Source organism: Vibrio viridaestus (genome assembly GCF_003856525.1).
In the GTDB taxonomy this organism is placed as follows: domain Bacteria; phylum Pseudomonadota; class Gammaproteobacteria; order Enterobacterales; family Vibrionaceae; genus Vibrio; species Vibrio viridaestus.
Genome location: NZ_RJVQ01000004.1, coordinates 140263 through 165870 on the forward strand (window position 1 = coordinate 140263; position 25608 = coordinate 165870).

The following is a 25608-nucleotide window of genomic DNA, read 5'->3' on the forward strand; positions in this document are numbered from 1 at the left end:
AAAATTTCACTTGAGTATTCTAGGAAGAGCTGCATGTATATGAGCACTGATGAGGTTCGTCGCGCGTTCCTCTCGTTCTTTGAATCAAAAGGACACCAAATTGTAGACAGTTCATCGTTAGTTCCTCATAACGATCCGACACTGCTATTTACTAATGCAGGAATGAACCAATTTAAAGATTGTTTCCTAGGCATCGAAAAACGTTCTTATACGCGTGCGGTAACGGCACAGCGTTGCGTACGAGCAGGTGGTAAACACAACGACCTAGAGAATGTGGGTTTCACAGCTCGTCACCACACCTTTTTTGAAATGCTGGGCAACTTTAGTTTTGGCGATTACTTCAAAGAAGATGCGATCAAATTTGCTTGGGAGTTTTTGACTGACGTTTTAAAACTGCCAAAAGAGCGTCTTTTAGTTACCGTTTATCAGACCGATGATGAAGCTTTTGATATCTGGAATAAGCAGATTGGCATACCAGCAGATCGTATTATTCGTATCGGAGATAAAGAAGGCGGTAAACCTTACGAGTCAGATAACTTCTGGCAGATGGGTGATACAGGACCTTGTGGTCCATGTTCCGAGATCTTTTACGATCACGGTGAGCATATCTGGGGCGGTCCTCCAGGATCACCAGAAGAAGACGGTGACCGTTTCATCGAAATCTGGAACAACGTATTCATGCAGTTCAACCGTCATGCGGATGGAAGAATGGATCCTCTGCCTAAACCGTCTGTTGATACTGGTATGGGTATTGAGCGTATTTCTGCAATTATGCAGCAGGTACACTCTAACTATGAAATCGATGTATTCCAGTTCCTGATTAAAGAATCAGCCAAAGTAACAGGTGCTGACGATTTATCGAATCAGTCACTACGTGTTATTGCAGACCATATTCGTTCTTGTGCTTACCTTATCGTTGATGGTGTTATGCCTTCAAATGAAGGTCGTGGCTATGTGCTACGTCGTATCATTCGTCGAGCTGTTCGTCATGGAAACAAATTGGGTGCAAAAGGCGCTTTCTTCCACAAACTTGTTGGTCCTTTGGCTGAGATTATGGGTAGCGCTGGTGAAGAACTTAAGAAGCAACAAGCTGTTGTAGAAAAAGTACTTCGTATCGAAGAGGAAAACTTTGGTCGAACTCTTGAGCGTGGCATGAGCATTCTTAACGAAGCTCTGGACAATGTATCCGGTAATGTTCTTGATGGTGAAACCGTATTTAAGCTATATGATACTTATGGTTTCCCTGCCGATCTTACTAATGACGTTGCGCGCGAGCGTGGATTTAGTATTGATGAAACTGGCTTTGAATCAGCAATGGAAGAACAACGCCAAAGAGCTCGTGAAGCGGGACATTTTGGCACGGACTACAATGCTCAGATTAAAGTAGATTCAAAAACAGAATTCTGTGGTTATTCTGCAACCGAAGGTAGTAGCCAAATCGTTGCAATGTTCGTTGATGGTGATGAAGTAGATTCTTTATCCGCAGGTGACCATGCAATCATCGTATTGGAAGAAACGCCTTTCTATGCAGAATCAGGCGGCCAGTGTGGTGATACCGGTGTTATCCGTACCGCATCAGGCATATTCAAAGTACTGGATACCCAGAAAATTGGTGGTGCTATTACTCATCAGGGTGAATTATCTGAAGGCGTTTTAGCGAAAGGGGACGAAGTGACCGCGACAGTTGATGCAGCTCGTCGTCAGGCTATTTCACTAAACCACTCAGCAACGCACCTAATGCATGAAGCTTTACGCCAGGTTCTGGGGGAGCACGTCGCTCAGAAAGGGTCATTGGTTAAGGCTGATGGCTTACGTTTCGATTTTTCTCATCTTGAAGCGGTTAGCGCAGAAGAGCTGAAAGAAGTTGAGCGTATTGTTAATGCACAGATTCGTAAGAATCATGTTGTTGAAACGAACATCATGGATCTGGAAGAAGCCAAAGCTAAAGGCGCAATGGCGCTGTTTGGTGAAAAATACGATAGCAAAGTTCGCGTTCTTTCTATGGGTGATTTTTCGACTGAGCTTTGTGGTGGTATTCATGCGAAAAATACTGGTGATATTGGTTTGTTCAAAATCGTATCAGAAAGTGGTATTGCAGCGGGTATTCGCCGTATCGAAGCTGTAACTGGTGAAGGTGCGCTTGATGCTCTGGATTCTCAGAAGTCAAGTTACGAAGCAAAACTTGCTGAAGCATCAAATAAAGCCAAACAGTTGGAAAAAGAAATTCAATTGTTAAAAGATAAACTCGCTTCTCAGGCAAGTGCGAACTTAACTCAGCAAGTGAAAGAAATTGCTGGCGTTAAGGTACTTGTGGCTCAACTTGATGACGCTGACAATAAAGCATTACGCAGTATGGTTGACGATCTCAAGAATCAGCTCGGTAGCGGAATTATCATGTTAGGTAATGTTTCTGGTGATAAAGTTGGTTTAATCGCCGGTGTAACGAAAGATCTGACAGGTAAAGTGAAAGCGGGTGAGCTAGTAAACATGGTTGCTCAGCAAGTGGGCGGTAAAGGTGGTGGTCGACCAGACATGGCTCAGGCCGGTGGTACCGACGCGGCTGCATTACCGGCAGCGCTAGCCTCTGTAGATAGTTGGATAGAAGCTCAGCTTTAATCATTTTTAATTACGAAAGGGAATGTCTTACTCAAGTCAGGCATTTCCTTTTTCATTTTTTAATCTAGCTAAGTAGTGATTGGTTGTCTCTCTACTTAGTGTTGTTTTGTTTTATTTCTAACAGAAATTAAAAGGAACTTTGATTACAGTAGAGGAACTAACCTACCGTAGTTAGAATCCTGACAATTTTGTGTTACAACAGAATAATTTACTCAAGTTCATGTTTATTGGTGCCGATAATTGTTTTTCTGTATTAGTGTGACTAACTTTAGTCATGCACATCGAAAAAAGTGAAGCATCTATAGCATCCAGTTTTTCTGTTGAATGTGAGCCCAAACAAGTATTTAAGGGTGAATAAATCACAAGAAAGTTTACCTGGTTGTAACTTTTGTTAGATAATGAAGTGGATATAAGGCAAAACAGAGATTACTCAAGGAGCCAATAATGCTAATTTTGACTCGCCGCGTTGGCGAAACGCTAATGATTGGTGACGAAGTCACCGTTACTGTACTAGGTGTTAAGGGAAATCAGGTTCGTATCGGTGTAAACGCACCTAAAGAAGTATCTGTTCATCGTGAAGAAATCTATATGAGAATTCAGGCTGAAAAAGGAACAGGTAGTACGGGTTCTGGTAACTACTAATTTGTGAAAAAGGCTGGCCTATCAGGTCGGCTTTTTTTTTGGATGGTATTTAATACAAATGTTTGCGTGAATTTTTGGTGTATTGAGAAATTTGATTAAATACCCAACGGTTGAAGCGATTTTTCCGAAAATTACCAAGAAAATGTTTGACATATTTTTGGTAAATCGTAATATGTGCCTCCGCAAGACGGTGAGGTGGCCGAGAGGCTGAAGGCGCTCCCCTGCTAAGGGAGTATACGGTTTGTAGCCGTATCGAGGGTTCGAATCCCTCCCTCACCGCCATTGTTTCTTGCAAGTTTGCAATAGAATGCGCGCTCGTAGCTCAGCTGGATAGAGTACCTGGCTACGAACCAGGCGGTCGAAGGTTCGAATCCTTCCGAGCGCGCCATATTGCGGTGAGGTGGCCGAGAGGCTGAAGGCGCTCCCCTGCTAAGGGAGTATACGGTTTGTAGCCGTATCGAGGGTTCGAATCCCTCCCTCACCGCCATTTTCTATTGTTGTTTGCACATAGCGCGCTCGTAGCTCAGCTGGATAGAGTACCTGGCTACGAACCAGGCGGTCGAAGGTTCGAATCCTTCCGAGCGCGCCATTATTACTGATGCGTCCTTAGCTCAGCTGGATAGAGTACCTGGCTACGAACCAGGCGGTCGGAGGTTCGAATCCTCCAGGACGCGCCATACTTTAAGTAATAACATTGGTATTTAGCAGATATCAAAACATTTCAAATGCGCGCTCGTAGCTCAGCTGGATAGAGTACCTGGCTACGAACCAGGCGGTCGAAGGTTCGAATCCTTCCGAGCGCGCCATTATTTCCATGCGTCCTTAGCTCAGCTGGATAGAGTACCTGGCTACGAACCAGGCGGTCGGAGGTTCGAATCCTCCAGGACGCGCCACTTTCCTTAAAAAGAATCTAGGTCTTGTTTATTCAGGATCTGATTAATATATTGCGCGCTCGTAGCTCAGCTGGATAGAGTACCTGGCTACGAACCAGGCGGTCGAAGGTTCGAATCCTTCCGAGCGCGCCATTCCTTTCTACTTTCTATATTCTGCTTAAAACGACTTTTCCTCTTCACATAGTATTTCCGTGTTCTACATATAATTTCTAACATTTTATTCTTATCGTTGCGTATTTTTTGCTCGCTTTGTGCTTGAGTTAAACAAATCTTTAATTCTATTCATATATCCTAAATTTCTTCTTTTTCGCATGTGCGATGAAATAAACGACTCTTATCATTTGTAAAGGAAAATGCGTGTATGGATAACACCATTGGAAGTTTACTCTGGCAAGCTGCTGCGATCATGGTGACTGGAATGGGAGTAGTGTTCCTTTTCCTTTCTATTATGGTTTTTCTGGTTGGCTTAATGTCAAAGCTTATCCCTCAGGAAGCACCACCCCAGCTATCTCGTAAGGTTAGTTCCGCAACATCCACTCCTAGTGGCGTTGAACCTCAAGTTGTTGCCGCAATAAGTGCAGCAGTTCATCAGTACCGAATGAATCACAAATCGAAGTAGCAGGAGACATACGATGAATAAACCATTAGCAATTACGGATGTGGTACTGCGTGATGCTCACCAGTCTTTGTTTGCAACCCGAATGCGTATCGAAGATATGTTACCCATAGCAAGTGAATTAGATGAAATAGGGTATTGGTCTTTAGAAACTTGGGGCGGGGCCACTTTTGACGCGTGTATTCGATATTTAGGAGAGGATCCTTGGGAGCGCTTAAGACTGCTAAAAAGAGCTTTTTCGAAAACTCCTATGCAGATGTTGCTGAGAGGACAGAATTTATTGGGATATCGCCACTATGCTGATGATGTCGTGCAAAAGTTTGTTGAGCGTGCGCATGATAATGGTATGGATATATTCCGCATCTTTGATGCGATGAATGATGTTAGAAATTTTGAAACTGCGGTAAAAGCGACGATTGATGTAGGCGCTCATGCTCAAGGAACTTTGTCTTACACGACCAGCCCTGTTCATAACTCTGATACTTGGGTTGATTTAGCCAAGCGTTTAGAAGATATGGGATGCCACTCATTGTGCATAAAGGACATGTCGGGACTATTGAAACCCTATGAAGCTGAAGAGCTTATCAGACGAATTAAACAGTCATGCTCTATACCGCTTGCGCTTCATTGTCATGCCACTACTGGGTTATCCACGGCAACGGCAATCAAAGCTGTCGAGGCTGGTGTTGATATATTGGATACAGCCATTTCCTCAATGAGCCAAACCTATGGACATACCCCTACGGAAACGGTCGTTGCAATGCTCCAGAATACAGAGCGCGATACAGGTCTATCTCTTAATGCTCTTGAGTCTATTGCGGCTTATTTTAGGGATGTGAGGAAGAAGTACGCTCAGTTTGAGGGACAACTTAAGGGCGTGGATTCTCGGATTTTAATTGCTCAGGTACCCGGCGGAATGCTGACGAATATGGAAAGTCAGCTCAAAGAGCAAGGGGCGGCTGATCGAATTGATGATGTATTAGCAGAAATTCCAAAAGTACGTAAGGATTTAGGTTATATCCCTTTGGTGACTCCTACATCTCAGATTGTTGGTACTCAGGCTGTAATCAATGTCCTGACGGGGGAACGCTATAAATCCATTACTAAAGAAACAGCAGGGGTTTTAAAAGGCGAATACGGAGCGCCACCTGCTGATATTAATTTGGATCTTCAAGCGCGAGTACTAGAGGGAAGTGATCCGATAACTTGCCGTCCTGCGGATTTATTGAAACCCGAGTTCGAACAATTAACGGGTGAATTAACACAAAAAGCTAAGCAAGATAGTATCCATTTAAGTGAACAGTTAATTGATGATGTTTTGACCTATGCATTATTCCCTCAGGTTGGACTGAAATTTCTCAAAAACAGAGGTTATTCAAGTGCATTTGAACCGGCACCAGATGCCACCTCAGAGAATATACAAAAACCGATCACTACTACCAATGCTAAGATCGAAACGTATAGCGTCAAAGTCGATGGCAAGGTCTATAACGTAGAAGTTGGTCCGGAAGGTCAATTGTCGTCTGTCGTTGCTTCAACGGAGTCAGTTAATACTCCTCAAGCTGTTCCAGTAAACCAATCGACAGAAGATGTTCCTGCTCCATTAGCTGGCACGATTTTCAAAGTCATGGTGAACGAGGGCGACAATGTGAGTGAAGGGGATGTCCTGTTTGTTTTGGAAGCGATGAAAATGGAAACGGAAGTTAGAGCACCAAAAGCTGGAATTATTGCTTCACTTTTTGCTAAAGAAGGGGATGCGGTAGCTGTTGGTACTCCTTTATTGACAATAGCTTAGGGGCAGTCTATGGATGGATTAATTACCTTATGGTCAGAGACTGGCATCGCGAATTTTCAGTTTGGTCAGCTCTGCATGATAGTCGTGGGTGGTCTGCTACTCTTCCTGGCAATAGCAAAAGGTTTTGAGCCGTTACTGTTATTGCCGATTGGCTTTGGAGCCATTTTAGCCAATATTCCCAATGCCGGATTTACTGAACCGGGAGGGTTATTGTATTACGTCTACCACGTAGGGATTGAATCGGGTGTATTCCCATTACTTATCTTTATGGGGGTAGGCGCTATGACGGATTTTGGTGCGTTGATTGCCAATCCGAAAACGTTATGGCTTGGAGCCGCCGCGCAATTGGGGATATTTGCGACCTTATTTGGCGCTATTTTACTTAACCTCATTCCGGGGATGGAATTTACTCTCGCTGATGCGTCATCAATTGCCATCATTGGTGGGGCTGATGGGCCTACAGCTATCTTCCTTGCAAGTCGGTTATCTCCTGATTTACTTGGTGCAATTGCTGTCGCTGCTTATAGCTATATGGCCTTAGTGCCTATTATTCAACCGCCCATTATGAAAGCGCTGACAACCAAAGAAGAACGTGGTATCAAAATGGCTCAGCTACGGCATGTTGGCAAAAAGGAAAAGATTTTCTTTCCTCTGTTAGTGCTTAGCATGACGATTCTATTATTGCCTTCAGCGACATCTCTGGTCGGCATGTTTTGTCTTGGTAATCTGATGAGGGAAGCGGGAGTTGTCGAGCGACTGTCTAAAACGGCGCAAAATGAGCTAATTAATATTGTTACTATTTTTCTCGGACTTGGTGTTGGCTCGAAATTGCAGGCAGATAAATTCCTGAATCTGGAAACGCTTGGTATTCTCGCGTTGGGTGCAGCGGCCTTTAGTGTGGGTACCGCGGGAGGGGTATTGATGGCTAAGTTACTTAATAAGCTCTCGAAAGAAGATATTAATCCGCTTATTGGGGCTGCGGGTGTATCTGCTGTACCGATGGCTGCCAGAGTCGTAAATAAAGTGGGTTTGCAGGAGAATCCGCAGAACTTTTTATTGATGCATGCGATGGGACCCAATGTCGCGGGAGTTCTGGGTTCTGCTGTCGCAGCTGGGATTTTATTGGCGTTGGTTGGATAGATTTACATCAAAATGACCGAAAGGTTACCGAATAGCTTAAAAATGGTATATATTCAAAGGGATGCTTTAGCATCCCTTTTTAATTCGTATCGAAAGGAATCTAACATGGAAAATAAGCAAATCGCTATTACTCAGTTTGGCGGCACCGAAGTATTAGCCATTCAATCTAGTCCCATTCCAGAGCCAAAAGAAGGAGAGGTACTGGTTGAAGTTCATTTTGCTGGTGTCAATCCGATCGATGTGAAAACCCGAGCTGGCCTTGGATGGGCAGCAGAGCAAAATAAAAACAATCTACCCTGGGTTCCTGGATATGACATCTCTGGGAAAGTGGTGAAGTGCGGTCCAGAAGCGGAACGCTTTCAGCCAACAGATAGCGTCGCTGGCTTTATTGGTTTTCCAGTTCAGGGTGGGGCATACAGCCAATATGTGTGCGTGCCAGAAAAACAGCTCAGCTACGTTCCTCCGGCTGTGACACTCGAAGCGGCTGCTGCGATTCCTCTTGCTGGTCAAACGGCTGCGCAGGCGATTAATAAAGTTCAGATCAAAGAAGGTGAGAGCGTATTGATTCTTGCTGGCGCTGGTGGCGTTGGTCATCTTGCTATTCAGTTTGCGTTGGCCGCAAAAGCTGAAGTGTATACGACGTGTAGTGAGAGTAATCTTGATTATATGGCAACGCTTGGTGCTCACGCGATCAATTACGAGTTTGCTCCAGCATCCGAGCGTTTAGAAAATATTGATGTTCTGATTGATCTATTGGGTGGTGACATTGCTCTGGATGCACTGAAATGCCTAACGGATAATGCAAGAGTTGTTACTGTGCCGACAATCACAGCTGAAATGATCTGTGAAAAAGCAAAATTATTGGGCTTTGAGGCTACGGGTATGTTAGTTGATCCCGATCCCGAGCAAATGGACACCATGCTTTATATGGTAAGTGTTGGGCTGCTCAAAGTAGAAATTCAAAAAGTGTACCCATTTTCTGACGTTGCTGAAGCGCATCAGCAGATCGAATCAGGCCATACCAGAGGCAAAGTCTTGCTTAATATGAAATGTTAGAATGGGTGACAACGTTTATATCTAACTTAGGAAGTTTGTGGGCAGACTCAGCTCTGCTGATGCTTTTTATTACGGGCTTCCTTAGTGCAACTTTACTTCCTGGTGGCTCCGAAGCGGTTCTTTTTGCTACTCTAGACTTACATCAATTCTCTCCTCTTTTGGCGATAACGGTGGCAACATTGGGTAATACACTCGGTGGTGCGACAAACTATGCTCTGGGTTTATGGATTCCTAATCGAACTGAAGGCCGAAAACGTGGTCTTAAATCCCTACTATGGCTTCAGAAATACGGTTACTGGGCTCTTCTATTCAGTTGGTTACCCGTTATCGGTGATGCTATGTGTGTTGCTGCAGGATGGTTACGTATGAAGTTCTGGCCATCTTTAATTCTTATTTTTATTGGTAAGGCCATTCGTTACGCTGTACTTACTGCTCTATTTTATGGCTTTTTTTGAAGGAGTTCTGATGTCTCTACGTTGTCTTTTCATTAGTGTTTTATTGCTGATGATCGTGGGATGTTCGGGAGTAGAAAATACTCAATCAAGCAATCGCTCTCCAATCTCTGGCATCACTCTCATTGAAAGTCATCATCCGGCTCTGGGTGAAATCGGGATTCCTTACACCAAATATCGTCTTGCCAATGGTTTGGTCCTTATCTTAACGCCAGATCATTCTGATCCTTTAGTGAGAGTCGACGTGACTTATCATGTTGGTTCTTCTAGAGAAAATCCAGCCAGAACGGGATTTGCACATTTTTTTGAACATATGATGTTTCAGGGATCCAAGCATGTTGGTGATCAGCAGCATTTTAAATTGATCACTGAAGCTGGTGGCATTTTAAATGGTTCCACCAACCGAGATCGAACTAACTATTATGAAACTGTTCCTGCTAATCAACTGGAAAAAGTATTGTGGCTTGAGTCCGATCGTATGGGATTCTTGTTGGATTCTGTGTCGCAAAAGAAATTTGAAATTCAGCGTTCTACAGTGAAGAACGAACGAGCACAAAACTATGAGAATAAGCCTTACGGCATGATGTGGGAAAAAATGGATGAAGCAATGTACCCGGCTAATCATCCATACTCGTGGCAACCCATTGGCTACGTCAGCGATCTAGATAAGGCTGATGTTAATGATCTCAAAGCCTTTTTCTTGAAATGGTATGGACCTAATAATGCGGTTTTAACTATTGGTGGTGACTTTGATACGAAAGAAACTCTAAAGTGGGTTCTAAAGTACTTTGGTTCGATCCCTCCAGGACCTGACGTTCCCCCGGTTCATCAGCAGCCAGTCGTGTTGCCAGAAGATCGCTTCATCACTGTTGAAGACAATATAAAGCAGCCAATGGTAGTCATTGGCTGGGCAACGGCGCTTTCTGGTACCGATGATGAAATGAACCTCAGTGCCTTAGCTAAAATCGTGGGGAGTGGAGAAAATAGCCTTTTCTATCAGAAATTGGTTAAGACACAAAAGGCACTTGATGCCGGGGCATTTCAAAAGTGTGGAGAACTATCCTGTAGCTTTTATCTTTATGCGATGAGTTCGTCTCAGGGCAAGAGTAAGTTAAAAGAACTGAAAAATGAAATGCTGTCTATTGTTGCGACGCTAAGCAAGCAGGGAGTGGATTCAACCCGTCTAAAAGAAATTCAAGGAATGGCTAAGGCGAATGCCGTCTTCGCAACCGAGAGTGTGGCTGGGAAAGTTTCTCAGTTGGCAAGCAATCAAACGTTTTGGGATCAACCGGATCGAATCAACACCGAACTCGAACAATTGTCTGGCTTGACTACTAATTCAATAAAAAATGCACTCGATTCTTATCTTCTTAATCAACATTATGTCGTTATGAGTGTGGTTCCAAATGGGAAAGCGAATATTTCGGCGGAAAAAGCTAATTTTGTGTTCCATCGAGATACGGCCGCTTTATCTTCTGAACTCACATCTGATCCCATTGAACTAAGAGTACCTAAAGATAAGTTCGATCGTTCGGTGATGCCTCAAGTTTCAAGCCCTGTAAAACCAGTTATGCCTACACTTTATCGAGACTATCTTGATAATGGCATTGAAATTGTCGGTACTGAGTCAAAGGAGACGCCAACTGTCCTTATTCAGATATCTTTGCCAGCAGGTAATCGATATGTTCCAGAAGGAAAAGAAGGTTTAGCTCAGCTTACGGCAAGTATGCTCCAACAGGGTTCAGTACTGCACAGTGCTGAGGAAATGGAGTCTCAATTAGACCAACTCGGGTCCGTCATTTCTGTGAGTACAGGAACTTATACCTCCAGTGTTGTTGTATCGGTTGTGAAGAAAAATCTCGATGCAACATTATCGATTCTTAATGATGCTTTAGTTAACCCGCGTTTTGAAAAGAGCGATTTACAACGAATTAAACAGCAAATGATTCAAGAAGTGATGTACCGCACTCAGAAAGTAACATGGTTGGCATCTCAGGCTTCGAGAGAAATCCTCTACAAAGGCACTTTATTTGCCCGCGACATGAATGGGACTATAGCGTCAATAAAGTCACTTACTCTAAATGATGTTAAGCAGTTTTATAATGCTAACTATACGCCTAATGGGGCTCAGGTAGCGATTGTCGGAGATCTCTCGGAAAAAGAAGCTCTGAATAAGCTACAGTTTCTAACTGATTGGACTGGAAATCCAGCGCCTCTGCTAAATCCACAGACTCTTCCTAAAATCGGCGGGCAACATATTTACTTAGTTAATAAGCCGGGAAGTGTCCAAAGTATTGTGCGTTTTATTCGTCCTGCTATGCCATTTGATGCGACCGGAGAAATGTTTTTAACTCAGTTGGCAAACTTTAATCTTGCGGGTAATTTTAATAGTCGGATGAATCAAGAACTTCGCGAAAAGAAAGGTTATACCTATGGGATGAGTGGTTACGTTGCGAGTAACCGTGAAGTAGGGACGGTCATATTTAATGCTCCCGTTAGACGTGATGCAACTGTCGATACAATCAAAGAAATGACGAACCAATTGAAAGATTATGCGCAAAACGGAATCCGTGACGATGAGTTAACATTCATGCGTCTGGCGGTTGGTCAGCAGGAGGCTCTTGCATACGAGACGCCTGGACAAAAAGCGCAATTGATCAGTGGCTTAATGACGTATGGCTTAGATAAAGACTATCTACAGCAACGCAATAATATTGTCGCAACGGTATCGAAAGATACGATAAACCAACTCGCAAAGAAATGGTTTGATCCACATGATTATCAGATTATAGTGGTCGGGGATGCGAAAACCTTAAGGCCTCAACTTAAAGCGCTTAATCTGCCCGTTGTCGACCTTGAATTTATGCATTAAAGGACACATATCTACGTCTATGTACGTTCACCTGGCGGCATCTGCAAGGAATTCTTTAGGTCGCCCACTGGATAAGCGAAGCTCATTTTGACAAATTTTGCCCAACGCCTAGAACAAATCGCTCAGAACCCAGAGATTTTAAAATCGTTAGGAAGAGGTATCGAACGTGAAACGTTAAGATACCAGGATAAAGGACGTTTAGCGAAAACGCCTCATCCTGAAGGTTTAGGTTCTGCACTGAAAAATGGACTTATCACGACGGATTTTGCTGAGTCGTTGCTTGAATTTATTACTCCGGTTAACACTGATGTATCAACATTACTTAATCAGTTAACGGATATTCATCATTTTACTAAGCAAAAGTTAGGCGAAGAACGTCTATGGCCGATGTCGATGCCTTGTTTCGTCGACAAAGAAGATGATATCCAACTGGCTCAGTATGGAACATCTAATTCAGGGCGAATGAAAACACTCTATCGCGAAGGTTTAAAACGTCGCTATGGCAGCCTAATGCAGATCATTTCTGGCGTGCATTTTAACTTTTCATTCCCTGAAACCTTTTGGGACGTTTTGTTTGGTCAACAAAATGAGCAAGAAAGACAAGATAGTAAATCTGACGCGTATTTTGGTTTAATCCGCAATTACTACCGTTTTGGCTGGTTAATTCCATACTTATTTGGTGCATCCCCGGCAATTTGCTCATCATTCTTGCAGGGTAAAAAGTCGAGCTTGCCATTTGAGAGTGTGGGTAAAACATTGTATTTGCCTTATGCGACGTCCCTCCGTTTAAGTGATCTAGGCTACACCAATAATGCTCAAAGTAATTTAAAAATCCAGTTTAACAGCTTAGATCAGTATCTTGACGGATTGTCTCGTGCGATTCGTACTCCTTCGGATGTCTTTGCTAAGATCGGTGTAAAAGTGGATGGTGAATACCGTCAGCTAAACAGTAACGTTCTGCAGATAGAGAACGAGTTATATGCGCCTATCCGGCCGAAGAGAGTAACCAAGTCAGGTGAGAAACCTTCTGATGCGCTGGCTCGCGGTGGTGTTGAGTACATTGAAGTCCGTTCTTTGGATGTGAACCCATTCAGCCCCGTAGGTATTAATGAAACTCAAGTACGTTTCCTTGACCTGTTCCTCGTATGGGCAGCACTTACCGAATCCGATCCTATGGGTAACTGTGAGCTTGAATGTTGGCGTGATAACTGGCGTAAAGTGATTGTTGAAGGTAGAAAACCCGGTTTAGAGTTGCAAATTGGCTGTCGTGGCGAAGTATTACAACTGACTGAGTGGGCAAGTCGTGTGTTTTCTGAACTAAAGCAGGTTGCTCAAGTTATGGATTCGGCCCAAGGTAGTGATCAATATACCCAAGTTGCAGATGAGTTGGCTGAATGGATCATTCATCCAGAAAAAACGTTATCAGCTCAAATGTTGGATAGAGTAAAAGAAGAGGGTGGAATTGGCGCTGTGGGCCTGTCACTCAATGAGCTTCATGAAGAATTCCATCGACAATATGACTTACGTTATTACTCACAAGAGCAACTTGAGAACGAAGCGGCGGACTCCGTTAAAGCGCAACGTGATTTAGAAGCGTCAGATCATCTTGATTTTGATCGCTTCCTTGAAGAGTATTTTTCCTATCTACAAAAAGATGAAGTTGCATAAATTTCCTGCTGTCGTTTTTTGTATTAGCACACTCATCTTATCTGGGTGTGCTACACCACCGCCTTCAAATCCTAATAATCTTTGCTCAATCTTTCGTGAAAACCCAGATTGGTACGAAGATGCACTAGATATGAAAGATGAGTGGGGTACTCCCATTCAAATTGCGATGGCGTTTGTTAAACAAGAAAGCGGCTATCGCCACGATGCTTTACCACCAAGAGACTATTTACTCGGTTTTATACCGTTTGGTCGGGTGAGCAGTGCCTATGGTTATGCTCAGGCTCAGGACCCTGCATGGGACGATTTCCAACGGGCAACTGATCATGGTGGCAGCCGTACGGACTTTTCTGATTCACTCATGTTTATAGGCTGGTATACTAGAGAAACAAATAAAGCCTTGGGCATCTCACTGTGGGATACCTATAATCAATATTTAGCGTATCATGAAGGCAGAGGTGGGTTTCGAAGTAAGTCATATCTTTCTAAGCCTTCTGTTATGAAAGTGGCCCGCCGGGTTGAACAACAAGCTAAAGATTATGGGTGGCAGCTTAAAAAATGCCGCAAAGAGCTGGAAGATAACCGAAGCTGGTTCTTTTAATTAGCTTAATTGGAGAAAAGTAATGCCATTATTAGATAGTTTCACTGTAGATCATACTCGAATGAATGCACCTGCAGTTCGCGTAGCAAAAAAAATGACCACTCCTAAGGGTGATACGATCACTGTTTTCGATCTACGTTTTACTGCACCGAATAAAGATATTTTGTCTGAGAAGGGCATTCATACTTTAGAACATTTGTATGCGGGCTTTATGCGTGCACACTTAAATGGTAGCAATGTAGAAATTATTGATATTTCACCAATGGGTTGCCGCACGGGTTTCTATATGAGTTTGATTGGCACACCTACAGAGAAGCAAGTGGCTGATGCCTGGTTAGCGTCAATGAACGATGTGTTAACCGTAGAAAGTCAGGATAAAATCCCAGAGTTGAATGTGTACCAATGTGGCACCGCAAAAATGCACTCTCTTGAAGAAGCTAAAGGGATTGCTCAAGCTATTATTGATGCGGGTATCTCTGTCAATAAAAACGATGAATTGGCTTTACCTGAAAGCATGCTGAACGAACTTAAAGTACACTAATATTTTTAGAGTAACCAATAAAAAAGCTTGGCTAAAAAACCAAGCTTTTTTTATTTATGGTTTAAGAACCGATTAGCTTTTCTTTTTACGAGGAAACACTTTAACTAGCTTGATTCGATTTTCTTCTATCTCAAGAATTTCCATTCCATGACCTGCGACTTTGACACTTAATTTTGTCTCTGGAATTTCTTCAAGGTGCTCCAGAATCAGCCCGTTCAGCGTTCTTGGTCCATCAGTTGGTAACTTCCAGCGTAGACTTTTGTTTATATCTCGGATATTCGCGCTACCTTCGATAATAAAGCTACCATCGCTCTGTGGAGTAATTTCTTCAGCTAAGCTTGGCTGCATTGATGTGGTAAACTCTCCCACAATCTCTTCCAAAATATCTTCTAAGGTGATTAAGCCGTTAATATCACCGTATTCGTCAACAATTAAACCAATGCGCTCTTTGTTGCGTTGAAACTTCAGCAACTGCACGTTGAGAGGGGTCGATTCGGGAATAAAGTACACTTCATCTGCTGACCGAAGTAGCATTTCTTTATTGAACTCGTTTTTCTCTAGCATAATCCTAACGGCGTCACGCAGTTTAACGATACCAACCACTTCATCGATATTATCGCGATACAAAACGACTCGACCGTGTGGTGAGTGAGTGAGTTGTCGAACGATAGATTTCCACTCATCATTAATATTGATGCCTGTAATCTCGTTACGAGGAATCATGATGTCATTTACCGTGACATGTTCTAGATCGAGAATCGAAAGAAGCATATCCTGGTGTCGCTTGGGAATCAGGCCTCCAGCTTCATTAACGACAGTTCGCAGTTCCTCTGAGCTCAGACTATCTTCTGTATTATGTTTTGCCGATAGACCAAATAAGCGGATGAAACCGTTGGTAATAAAGTTAACGAAGATAACGACAGGCGCTAAAAGCTTCATCAGAACGACAAGTAATACGCTGCTGGCGTACGAGATTTTCTCTGGATAGATAGCAGCCAAGGTCTTCGGCGTTACTTCGGCAAAGACAAGAATAACTAGAGTCAGAACCCCGGTAGCAATTGCTACACCTAGGTCGCCATACAAACGCATGCCGATGATTGTGGCAATGGCGGATGCCATGATGTTTACGAGGTTGTTACCGATTAAGATAAGACCAATTAAGCGGTCAGGGCGAGATAATAATTTTTCAACGCGTTTTGCGCCTTTATTACCTGTATTTGCCAAGTGTTTTAAACGGTAGCGGTTCAGAGACATCATTCCTGTTTCTGAGCCAGAAAAATAAGCTGATATAACGATTAGACATGCTAAAAGCGCAAATAATATACCCGTTGATATATCGTCCAAAATTAATGATTTCCTTGTAAATTTAACTAAAGAGTATTCTTTCTACTCGATGATTAAGGGATAGCCCCTATTTGTATCATTAACTAAGAATAAACTCACGAACAAAACGACTGCCAAAGTAAGCAAGTGTTAATATGAAGGCACCGACGATAGCTAACCAGGTGACTCTGCGTCCTCGCCAGCCTTTCTGATAATGTCCCCAAAGTAATATCGAATACACTATCCAAGCGACAAATGATAATACGCCTTTATGCATATTTCCTTTGGAGAATACTTCCTCTATATAGACAAAACCGGTCACAAGCGTTCCGGTTAGCAGCACGTTACCAAACAGAATGATTCGAAAGAGTTGTCTTTCAACCATCATCAATGGCGGTAAGTTTGGATTAATCGCTAATGCTTTTTTCTTCTTTAACTTGTGATCAAGCCAGGCGAGCTGCAGAGCGTAAAGTGCGCCAATCATAAGTGTGGCATATGCCGATAGAGCAAGTGCGATATGAACCAATAGTTCAGGACGATGCTCTAGGTGCGTAATAAACGTACCCGGCAAAAAAGTAGCGGCTGCAAGGTTGATGGCAGAAAAACTATAAACGACGGGTAATAAGAACCAAAGACGCACTTTCAACGTTGAGATGGTCATCGATAGAGAAATAATAAAGCTCACAAGGGATGCAACATTCAAGATACTCAGGTTCTGTCCTGAGGTATGAATGATGAGATCACCAAGTAACCAGAAGTGTAGTGCCAAAGCAGCAGTTGCACTGAATAAGACGGTTTTTGCTTTTATTCCCTTTTGATTTAGAATTCCGGGAATGATGGTGACAATAGCAATGATGTAAAACGCGGCCGACGCTATTGCAAATAAATCGTCCATATCTCTCTAATAAATTACTGACATAAAGTTGGATTATAACGCGCTAACTGTTTAAGAGCTATGCTCATTATGGTCGATTTTTAATAGTTGAGACTCATTTCTTTTGAAATGCCTTCGCGTCTTTTACTATCTAATTTGAAGAACCCCCTTTAGTTCTGCGATAATGATACCTATATAACGGGTATGACTATTATCCCTGCTAGGGTATACTCGACCATATTTATCGCCCGATAGCGTAGAGAATCAAGATGTTTGAGAATTTAACCGATCGTTTATCCAAGACGCTGAAAAACATCAGCGGCAAAGGTCGTCTGACCGCAGACAATATCAAAGACACACTACGTGAAGTGCGAATGGCGCTTCTTGAAGCTGACGTGGCTCTGCCTGTTGTTCGTGATTTTGTTAATCGAGTCAAAGAGAAAGCTGTTGGTGTTGAGGTGTCCAAATCTCTAACGCCGGGACAAGAGTTTATTAAGATCGTCCAGTCAGAGCTGGAAGCTGTGATGGGTGAGTCTAATGAGGCTCTCAATCTAGCCGCGCAGCCACCTGCGGTTGTACTTATGGCTGGTTTGCAAGGTGCGGGTAAAACGACTAGTGTCGGTAAATTAGCAAAACATCTTCAGGACATAGATAAGAAAAAAGTTCTGGTCGTTTCTGCCGACGTCTATCGTCCAGCGGCGATCAAACAGTTGGAAACATTAGCAAGCGATGTTGGTGCTGACTTTTTCCCATCTTCAGCTGACCAAAAGCCAATCGATATCGCTAATGCTGCGATTGATCATGCGAAACGTAAGTTTTATGACGTTCTGATTGTCGATACGGCTGGTCGCTTAGCTGTTGATGAAGAGATGATGAATGAGATTCAAGCTCTTCATAGTGCAATTGAACCAGTAGAGACGCTATTTGTAGTTGATGCTATGACGGGTCAAGATGCGGCTAATACAGCAAAAGCATTTGGCGATGCACTACCTCTTACTGGTGTGATTCTAACCAAAGTTGATGGTGATGCACGTGGCGGTGCTGCGTTATCTGTACGTCATGTAACAGGGAAACCTATTAAATTCCTTGGTGTTGGCGAAAAAACAGATGCCTTAGAACCGTTTCACCCAGATCGCGTTGCTTCACGTATTCTGGGTATGGGAGATGTATTATCTCTTATCGAGGACCTTCAGCGTAATGTTGATACCGAGAAAGCGCAAAAGTTAGCGAAAAAATTCAAAGAGAAAAAAGGCTTTGATCTTGAAGACTTTCGAGAGCAACTAGGCCAGATGCAAAATATGGGCGGAATGATGGGCATGATGGATAAGCTTCCTGGCATGGCAAATCTTCCCGCCAATATGAAAGATAAAGTTGATGATAAAATGTTTAAGCAAATGGAAGCGATCATCAGCTCAATGACAATGAAAGAGCGCCTTAACCCCGATTTAATAAAAGGTTCGCGTAAAAAACGAATTGCTTCGGGTTCTGGTACTCAGGTTCAAGATGTTAACCGTCTACTCAAGCAGTTTACCCAGATGCAGAAAATGATGAAAAAAATGCAGAAAGGTGGCATGAAAGGCATGATGAGAAACATGCAGGGCATGATGGGGGGAATGGGTGGTGGTTTTAACCCGTTCGGACGTTAAATTTCAAAATTAGGGATTAGTTGTTTCTTGATTAATCTGGAGTTCTGTTAAGACAAATACTTAGCATGACTGCTGGTTGAAAAATGACTAAAAACCTTGCAATAGCCCCGAATAAGAGTAAAATTCCGGGGCTTTAAATTGGCACGAGACCCCAAACTGTTTTTATAAATGGTTCCTGGGGTTAATTTTATTATTGAGAAAGCAAAAGAGGACGATATGGTAACCATTCGTTTGGCACGTCACGGCGCTAAAAAGCGTCCATTTTATCAAATTGTTGTAGCAGATAGCCGTAATGCAGCTACTGGCCGTTTCATCGAGAAAGTAGGTTTCTTTAACCCTACAGCTCGTGGTCAAGAAGAAGGCCTACGTCTAGATCTAGACCGTGTTAACCACTGGGTTGGTCAAGGCGCGTCTCTATCTGACCGCGTTGCAAAACTAGTTAAAGACGCTCAAGCAGCTGCTTAATCCTATTTTTTGTTCAGAAATAGTGACTAGTTTATGTCGATGAAAGGTAAAGAAACCATGAGTGAACAGAGCGAAAAGATTGTTGTAGGTAAGTTTGGTGCTACTTATGGCATTCGTGGCTGGCTTAAAGTTTTTTCCTATACAGACAACGCTGAAAGTATTTTTAGCTACTCGCCATGGTTTATTAACCACAAAGGTGAGTGGGTCGAGCACAAGCTTGAAGGTTGGAAACGTCATAACAAAGGTTATGTCGTTAAATTAGAAGGTTTGGATATTCGCGAGGATGCTCAACTTCTAACTAACATCGAAATATTGATTGACCCGAATTCATTACCTGAACTGTCAGAAGAGGAATTCTACTGGCGAGAATTGTTTGGTATGCAAGTTTTTACCACCAATGGCTATAACCTCGGAGAGGTGACAGACATGATGGAAACTGGCTCGAACGATGTTTTAGTAGTGAAAGCGAATTTAAAAGATGCTTTCGGACAAAAGGAACGATTAATTCCGTTCCTTGAAGAGCAAGTGATCAAAAAAGTTGATCGCGATGCTCAACGGATCGAAGTTGACTGGGATCCTGGGTTTTAATTTATTCCCCAACAGAGCGAGTTAGACATGTGGGTTGGCGTTATAAGCCTGTTTCCTGAAATGTTCCGTTCTGTTACTGAATTTGGGGTAACAGGTCAAGCGGTAAAAAAAGGGTTATTGTCAGTAGATATGTGGAATCCAAGAGATTTCACTCACGATAAACATCGTACTGTTGATGATAAGCCTTACGGTGGTGGTCCTGGTATGTTGATGATGGTGCAACCTTTGCGTGATGCCATCGACGCTGCTAGAAAGGCTGCCCCCGGAAAGACGAAAGTCATATACCTCTCTCCTCAAGGTCGAAAACTCGATCAGCAGGGAGTAGAAGAGCTGGCAACAAATGAAAATATAATTTTGATTTGTGGTCGCTATGAAGGGGTTGATGAACGCATTATAAAATCGGAAGTTGACGAAGAATGGTCAATTGGTGACTTTGTAATGACAGGTGGCGAGATTCCAGCTATGACGCTAATCGATGCAACATCCCGTTTTATACCGGGTGTGTTAGGTGATTTTGCGTCAGCAGAAGAAGATTCTTTTGCTAATGGTTTATTGGATTGCCCTCACTATACACGTCCTGAAATATTGGATGGTATTGAGGTGCCCAAGGTTCTCAAATCCGGTAATCATCGGGATATTCGTCGCTGGCGATTGAAGCAATCGCTAGGCCGAACTTGGCTAAGAAGACCAGAGCTCCTGGAAAACCTAGCTCTGACTGACGAACAGGAACAATTACTGGTTGAGTTCATTAAAGAAACCCAAACCAAGTAACCTATTTAATTTAGTATCAGTTTATTCTAGGAAATTTAAAAATGAGTAATATCATCAAGGCTCTTGAAGAAGAGCAAATGAAGCAAGACCTACCGACTTTCGCACCAGGTGACACTGTTGTTGTTCAAGTTAAGGTAAAAGAAGGTGACCGTGAGCGTCTACAGGCTTTTGAAGGCGTTGTAATCGCAGTACGTAACCGTGGTCTTCACTCTGCATTCACTGTTCGTAAGATCTCTAACGGTGAAGGTGTAGAGCGTACGTTCCAAACTCACTCTCCATTAGTGGATAGCATTGAAGTTAAACGTCGTGGTGCAGTACGTCGTGCCAAGTTGTACTACCTACGTGAACGTTCAGGTAAAGCGGCTCGTATCAAAGAGAAGCTTGCTAAGAAGTAATGCTATCACTAGCGTTCTCATAAGAATAAACGGAGCCATTGGCTCCGTTTATTTTTTCTTAACTTTTGATTAGTTATCTCGGCTATCTTCCGCCACCGTGACTGGTAGCGTTAACTCTTTTCCATCTCGAATTACGATAACATTGACTGTTGTCCCTGGTCTAAGATCCGTCACTATATCCATCACACTCTGCCTACCTGAAATTTTGTGTCCATCTATACGAATAATGATGTCTTTAACTTTAAATCCCGCTTTCGATGCGGGACCATCAGGATCAAGCCCAAGTACGACGATACCGCCAACGTGGTCATTCCCCAATAGGCGAGATGTCATGGAATTAATATCCTGCCCATCAATACCTATATAGCCACGAATAACGCGACCGTCTGCAATGATCTTTTGCATGATTTTACCAGCCAGCTTATAGGGAATAGCAAATGAAATACCGTAGGTTTCAAGATCAGTCGCCTGCTGGAAAGATGCGGTATTAATACCAACCAACTCGCCCTGAGTATTGACTAGTGCGCCACCGGAGTTCCCTTTATTGATCGCAGCATCCGTCTGAATAAAGGACTGTCTACCATCGACACTAACAGATGAACGTCCCGTCGCTGAGATAATACCAAATGTGGTTGTTTGCCCCAGATTGTATGGGTTACCAATGGCAAGAACGACATCACCAACCTGAGGTGAGTAATTTGGGTTCAACGGAATCACGGGGAGGTTAGTTCCATCAATACGTAAGATTGCGATATCACTACGGCGGTCTTTACCCACTAATTGTGCTGCCGCGACTCGACCATCTTGCAGCGCAACAATGATTTGATCTGCCTGCGCTATAACATGGTAATTGGTAATAATATAGCCTTTGGCACTGACAATGACTCCTGAGCCTAGCCCTTGGGTGGACAGTTTACGGCGATCATTCTCGTTGGTGTATTTACGACTATATATATTAACAACGGCTGGAGCGGCTTTACGAACGGCTTCGTTGAACGTAATTTGCAATGATTGGATGTTTTCTGGTTCTTTACGATCGACGATAGAGATAGCGTGATGTCTAAAAGAAGGGACAGCGACAATGACGATAATAGCCGTCACTAATCCTAAAACGATTGAACGAATGAAATAGCGCAACATATTCTCCCCAGTTGCCGATCCTATGCTAAAGAACAATAACCTAGGGAGAATAGCATTACCGTGAGTAGGAGAAAATGGGCTAATTCAAAAGAACTGCCCATTTTTACCTAATTAGCGAATAACAAGATAAATCGTACGATCGCCTCGTTGGATATTGAGAGCCAATACCCCTTTGGTTTTTTCTAAGATTTTACGCAGTTCTGCGATGTTTTTCACTCTCTGACGGTTTACGCCAATGATGATGTCATCTTTTTGCAGTTGGTATTGTGCTGCGAGTGAGTCTTTTTGGACATCAACAACTTTGACACCTTCAATTTTATCTGCTGGTGTTGTGTTAGCTAATTCAGCCCCTGCAAGACCCTCATGTAGATCATCCGCCTGAGTTTTCGTTTCTGTTTGCTCGCCGAGAGTAACATCAAATGTTTTCTCATCGCCGTCACGCAGTACACCCAATGTTACTTTTTTACCTGCGCCTAGCGTTGCGACTTTGGCTCGGAGTTCAGCAAAGGTATCAATCGTTTTTCCATTGATAGAGGTAATAATATCACCCGCTTTTAAACCTGCTTTATCAGCAGCGCTATCAGGTACAACTTGACTTACGAATGCCCCTTTACTTGAGTCATAGCCCATAGCTTGAGCAAGCTCTGATGTTACTTCTCCACCCTGAACACCTAACATTCCGCGTTTGACTTCACCATATTGGAGAATTTGCGAGGTGAGATTTTCCATCATATTTGAAGGAATCGCGAATCCGATACCGACGTTACCCCCGTTAGGGCCGAGAATTGCGGTATTAATACCGATAAGCTCGCCATGAAGGTTAACCAAAGCACCACCTGAGTTACCACTATTAATAGCAGCATCAGTTTGAATGAAGTTCTCGAAGTTTTCGATATTCAGGCCGCTACGTCCTAGTGCAGAGACAATACCTGATGTTACCGTTTGACCAAGACCAAATGGGTTACCGATAGCTACGGCAAAATCACCCACTTTCAATTTATCTGAATCAGCGACTTTTATTTGAGTCAGGTTCTTAGCATCTTCTAACTGAATAATGGCGATATCGGACATTTTATCACCACCAACCAGTTTGGCTTTGTATTCCCTACCATCATGCAATTTAACTTTAATCTTTTCGGCGCTGTTGATTACATGATAATTAGTGACGACATAACCTTTCTTGGCATCAATAACGACGCCTGAACCTAACGCTTTAAATGGACGTTCCTGAAGCTGTTCGGTAGGGAAATTCGGGCCGAAGAAAAACCGAAACTGTTCTGGGATTTGTTGGTGAGAAACCTGAGTGCCCTCAACAGCAATGGTTACAACAGCGGGAGTCACTTTTTCAAGCATCGGTGCGAGGCTTGGCATTTGTTCTCCGTCAACGGCTAGAGGAAGCGCTGCTGATGCAGTTATTGGTGTTAATGCAGAACTAAGACAGATTGATAGGGCAGTTAATGCAAGCAAAGGTTTTTTCATCCTAAACTCCTCTGGTATTGGGTTGCCTGTTGTTATTCCATGTTTGTGCGTAACTGAATAACTTCAATGGCAGAGATGTGAGTTATGACTCAAAAACCTTTGCAAAGTTCACATAATTTTCTAACTTGCTTGTGCTTTGACAACGTCTTCTGAACGAATTATTTGTAATTCATCGTTTTTAAACAAGCCAGTAGCACCGTTTGCATAATCTTTTGGTTGCTCTTCTGTTTCTGGATCAGGCTGGGCTTTTGATGCATCATTTGACTGATTATGCTTAGCCGCAGTTTTAACAAATGGATTGTCCTGCTCAGGTAAGTTAGGCACTAACTCTTTAGAAGTTTGTGCAAGGTGTTGGTAGAGTTTAGTGTAATCCTTACCGATGGTATCAAGCATCTCTGCTGTTTGGGCAAAATGATCAACGAGTTCTTGTCGTTGCTGTTCAATGGCAAATTTTGCGCTGTCTAATTCTTTTTGTAGGGATTTTTGATTTTTGTATTGAGGTGTAGTGATACGAGCGACCACAACGCCGACGATACAACCTACTAAAAGACCCACAATGGCGTAAATCCAAGGCATATGCGCTCCTTATAATGGTTTTTATTTAACATGTGATTTGCTCATTAGTTACACATGTTTTCCGACATGGTACTATGAGTTTAGATGCCAATAAAGTGAAATAACTGCATCTACTGTAGAGCTTTTTACCCACATCTCATTTTATAAACTCTTATGACACCAAAACAAAGATATGAGTCAGATTTAAAGCAAAGTCACTTTTATAAAGATGCTGCTCAGGCTCAGGCAGTCGATGCTTTAGATGGTTTGTACCAAGAATATGTGACATTTTGGAATACACCAAAGAAAAAGGAAAAATCTGGCTGGAAAAAGTGGTTCAGTCGTCCAGAAGACATTCCAGAAATGCCAAAAGGTCTGTATTTCTGGGGGGGAGTTGGCCGAGGTAAAACCTACCTGATGGATTGTTTTTTTGATGCATTACCTTCCTCTAGAAAGTATCGAGTTCACTTCCATCGTTTTATGCATCGAGTCCATAGTGAACTAAAAACTCTGGCGCAGGTGGAAGATCCTCTCAAGGTCGTTTCGAAGCGCTTCAAACAGGAGTTTGATGTGCTCTGCTTCGACGAGTTTTTTGTGTCAGATATCACCGACGCGATGATTCTGGCCGGATTGTTGGAAGCACTATATGCCGAGGGGATTACATTAGTCGCAACGTCGAATATTCCTCCAGAAAACTTATACCGAAATGGCCTTCAGAGGGCACGTTTTCTCCCTGCTATCGCCTTAATTGAAAAGAACTGTACGGTTATGAATATTGATAGTGGTATCGACTATCGCTTAAGAACGCTCGAAAAAGCAGAGATTTACCATTACCCCCTCGATCAAGATGCTACCAGTAATATTGATAATTACTTCTCTGCTCTCGTTGGTACTGAATCTGTCCTGACTCGTATTGAAGTCAATAATCGTGAGCTAGATATTGTGAAGGCTGCGAATGGGGTCATGCATGCGACGTTTGAACAATTGTGCCAAACTGCACGCAGCCAAAATGATTACATAGAGTTATCTCAGCTTTATCATACGGTATTATTGAGTGACGTTCGGCAAATGTCTGTGACTATGGATGATGCAGCGAGACGCTTTATTGCTTTAGTCGATGAGTTCTATGAGCGTCATGTCAAATTGATCATCTCGGCTGAAGTTGCATTAGAGCAACTGTATTCTGGTGGACGATTGGAGTTTGAGTTTCAACGTTGTCAATCTCGTCTCATCGAAATGCAGAGTCAGGAATATTTATCCAGAGAGCATTTGGCGTAGGAATTAACGTTGAGGGGCTGTTTTACTGCAGAAATTTGAAGAAATTTGGCAAAAAAAGATGATTTTTTCCTCTCTCTTCTCTATAATCCTGCGACCCACCGTTACTGCAGGCTTTTATAGCCGAGAGTGCCAACACTCGAAGGGGTGATGAATGGGCTCTTAGACAGTGGGAGCAAGAGCTCCTTGAAGTGTAAATTTAAATTAA

General features: G+C 42.9%; 22 protein-coding genes and 8 tRNA genes. 25 read left to right on the top strand and 5 right to left on the bottom strand.

Annotated elements, in window-relative coordinates:
• The first annotated feature begins 33 nt into the window (after window positions 1-33).
• The 19 genes from alaS (at window position 34) to luxS (ending at window position 14889) form a co-directional block, all read left to right on the top strand.
• Window positions 34-2616: an alanine--tRNA ligase gene (gene alaS / locus EES38_RS11380; protein ID WP_124937327.1), complete on the top strand. Its 2583-nt coding sequence runs from the start codon at window positions 34-36 to the stop codon at window positions 2614-2616.
• 444 nt (window positions 2617-3060) lie between these two features.
• Window positions 3061-3258, top strand: a complete 198-nt coding sequence (gene csrA / locus EES38_RS11385) for a carbon storage regulator CsrA (RefSeq protein WP_124937328.1) — start codon at window positions 3061-3063, stop codon at window positions 3256-3258.
• A 189-nt stretch (window positions 3259-3447) separates the two neighbouring features.
• Window positions 3448-3540 (top strand) — tRNA-Ser (locus tag EES38_RS11390).
• A 29-nt stretch (window positions 3541-3569) separates the two neighbouring features.
• A tRNA-Arg gene (locus EES38_RS11395) sits at window positions 3570-3646 on the top strand.
• A gap of 6 nt (window positions 3647-3652) precedes the next feature.
• Window positions 3653-3745, top strand: a tRNA-Ser gene (locus EES38_RS11400).
• A 25-nt stretch (window positions 3746-3770) separates the two neighbouring features.
• Window positions 3771-3847 (top strand) — tRNA-Arg (locus tag EES38_RS11405).
• An 11-nt stretch (window positions 3848-3858) separates the two neighbouring features.
• Window positions 3859-3935, top strand: a tRNA-Arg gene (locus EES38_RS11410).
• Window positions 3936-3987: 52 nt separating this feature from the next.
• Window positions 3988-4064 (top strand) — tRNA-Arg (locus EES38_RS11415).
• Between the two features lie 10 nt (window positions 4065-4074).
• Window positions 4075-4151: transfer RNA gene (locus EES38_RS11420), tRNA-Arg, on the top strand.
• Window positions 4152-4206: 55 nt separating this feature from the next.
• A tRNA-Arg gene (locus tag EES38_RS11425) sits at window positions 4207-4283 on the top strand.
• Between the two features lie 229 nt (window positions 4284-4512).
• Window positions 4513-4770, top strand: a complete 258-nt coding sequence (locus EES38_RS11430) for an oxaloacetate decarboxylase subunit gamma (protein WP_124937329.1) — start codon at window positions 4513-4515, stop codon at window positions 4768-4770.
• A gap of 13 nt (window positions 4771-4783) precedes the next feature.
• Window positions 4784-6562 (top strand): sodium-extruding oxaloacetate decarboxylase subunit alpha, encoded by a 1779-nt coding sequence (gene oadA, locus EES38_RS11435; RefSeq protein ID WP_124937330.1) that lies wholly within the window; start codon window positions 4784-4786, stop codon window positions 6560-6562.
• Window positions 6563-6571: 9 nt separating this feature from the next.
• The gene (locus EES38_RS11440) at window positions 6572-7702 is read left to right on the top strand and encodes a sodium ion-translocating decarboxylase subunit beta (protein WP_124937331.1); all 1131 of its coding nucleotides are present in this window, start codon (window positions 6572-6574) and stop codon (window positions 7700-7702) included.
• Window positions 7703-7807: 105 nt separating this feature from the next.
• Window positions 7808-8758: an NADP-dependent oxidoreductase gene (locus EES38_RS11445; protein ID WP_124937332.1), complete on the top strand. Its 951-nt coding sequence runs from the start codon at window positions 7808-7810 to the stop codon at window positions 8756-8758.
• On the top strand, window positions 8752-9213 hold the full coding sequence (locus EES38_RS11450; RefSeq protein ID WP_124937333.1) for a YqaA family protein: 462 nt from the start codon (window positions 8752-8754) through the stop codon (window positions 9211-9213). Before EES38_RS11445 ends, EES38_RS11450 begins: the two co-directional genes overlap by 7 nt.
• 10 nt (window positions 9214-9223) lie before the next feature.
• The gene (locus EES38_RS11455; protein WP_124937334.1) at window positions 9224-12082 is read left to right on the top strand and encodes a M16 family metallopeptidase; all 2859 of its coding nucleotides are present in this window, start codon (window positions 9224-9226) and stop codon (window positions 12080-12082) included.
• 87 nt (window positions 12083-12169) lie between these two features.
• Window positions 12170-13750 (top strand): glutamate--cysteine ligase, encoded by a 1581-nt coding sequence (gene gshA / locus EES38_RS11460; RefSeq protein WP_124937335.1) that lies wholly within the window; start codon window positions 12170-12172, stop codon window positions 13748-13750.
• Window positions 13743-14348, top strand: coding sequence for a transglycosylase SLT domain-containing protein (locus EES38_RS11465; RefSeq protein WP_243694188.1), 606 nt, complete (start codon window positions 13743-13745; stop codon window positions 14346-14348). The genes gshA and EES38_RS11465 overlap by 8 nt, the downstream gene beginning before the upstream one ends.
• Before the next feature lie 22 nt (window positions 14349-14370).
• The gene (luxS, locus tag EES38_RS11470) at window positions 14371-14889 is read left to right on the top strand and encodes an S-ribosylhomocysteine lyase (protein WP_124937337.1); all 519 of its coding nucleotides are present in this window, start codon (window positions 14371-14373) and stop codon (window positions 14887-14889) included.
• Window positions 14890-14961: 72 nt separating this feature from the next.
• Here the strand turns inward: luxS and EES38_RS11475 are convergent, their stop codons facing one another.
• The gene (locus EES38_RS11475) at window positions 14962-16233 is read right to left on the bottom strand and encodes an HlyC/CorC family transporter (protein ID WP_124937338.1); all 1272 of its coding nucleotides are present in this window, start codon (window positions 16231-16233) and stop codon (window positions 14962-14964) included.
• Between the two features lie 79 nt (window positions 16234-16312).
• On the bottom strand, window positions 16313-17107 hold the full coding sequence (locus EES38_RS11480) for a cytochrome C assembly family protein (protein ID WP_124937339.1): 795 nt from the start codon (window positions 17105-17107) through the stop codon (window positions 16313-16315).
• Window positions 17108-17355: 248 nt separating this feature from the next.
• Here EES38_RS11480 and ffh point away from each other — a divergent pair, with 248 nt between their 5' ends.
• From ffh to rplS, 5 genes are all read left to right on the top strand, one after another.
• Window positions 17356-18732, top strand: a complete 1377-nt coding sequence (ffh, locus tag EES38_RS11485) for a signal recognition particle protein (RefSeq protein ID WP_124937340.1) — start codon at window positions 17356-17358, stop codon at window positions 18730-18732.
• A 216-nt stretch (window positions 18733-18948) separates the two neighbouring features.
• Complete coding sequence (rpsP, locus tag EES38_RS11490) at window positions 18949-19197, top strand: 30S ribosomal protein S16 (protein ID WP_124937341.1); 249 nt, start codon at window positions 18949-18951, stop codon at window positions 19195-19197.
• 33 nt (window positions 19198-19230) lie between these two features.
• Window positions 19231-19785 (top strand): ribosome maturation factor RimM, encoded by a 555-nt coding sequence (gene rimM / locus EES38_RS11495; RefSeq protein ID WP_124937342.1) that lies wholly within the window; start codon window positions 19231-19233, stop codon window positions 19783-19785.
• Window positions 19786-19812: 27 nt separating this feature from the next.
• Window positions 19813-20556, top strand: coding sequence for a tRNA (guanosine(37)-N1)-methyltransferase TrmD (gene trmD, locus EES38_RS11500; protein ID WP_124937343.1), 744 nt, complete (start codon window positions 19813-19815; stop codon window positions 20554-20556).
• 41 nt (window positions 20557-20597) lie between these two features.
• Complete coding sequence (gene rplS / locus EES38_RS11505; RefSeq protein ID WP_124937344.1) at window positions 20598-20951, top strand: 50S ribosomal protein L19; 354 nt, start codon at window positions 20598-20600, stop codon at window positions 20949-20951.
• Window positions 20952-21020: 69 nt separating this feature from the next.
• On the opposite strand, the gene degS is transcribed toward rplS, so the two are convergent.
• The 3 genes from degS to zapG all read right to left on the bottom strand — a co-directional run bounded on the left by degS (window position 21021) and on the right by zapG (window position 24146).
• Window positions 21021-22091 (bottom strand): outer membrane-stress sensor serine endopeptidase DegS, encoded by a 1071-nt coding sequence (degS, locus tag EES38_RS11510; RefSeq protein WP_124937345.1) that lies wholly within the window; start codon window positions 22089-22091, stop codon window positions 21021-21023.
• Window positions 22092-22202: 111 nt separating this feature from the next.
• Complete coding sequence (locus tag EES38_RS11515; RefSeq protein ID WP_124937346.1) at window positions 22203-23570, bottom strand: Do family serine endopeptidase; 1368 nt, start codon at window positions 23568-23570, stop codon at window positions 22203-22205.
• Between the two features lie 120 nt (window positions 23571-23690).
• Window positions 23691-24146, bottom strand: a complete 456-nt coding sequence (zapG, locus tag EES38_RS11520) for a Z-ring associated protein ZapG (RefSeq protein WP_124937347.1) — start codon at window positions 24144-24146, stop codon at window positions 23691-23693.
• 153 nt (window positions 24147-24299) lie between these two features.
• Here zapG and zapE point away from each other — a divergent pair, with 153 nt between their 5' ends.
• A complete protein-coding gene (zapE, locus tag EES38_RS11525; protein ID WP_124937348.1) occupies window positions 24300-25403 on the top strand; it encodes a cell division protein ZapE in 1104 nt (367 codons plus the stop codon).
• Window positions 25404-25608: the final 205 nt, after the last annotated feature.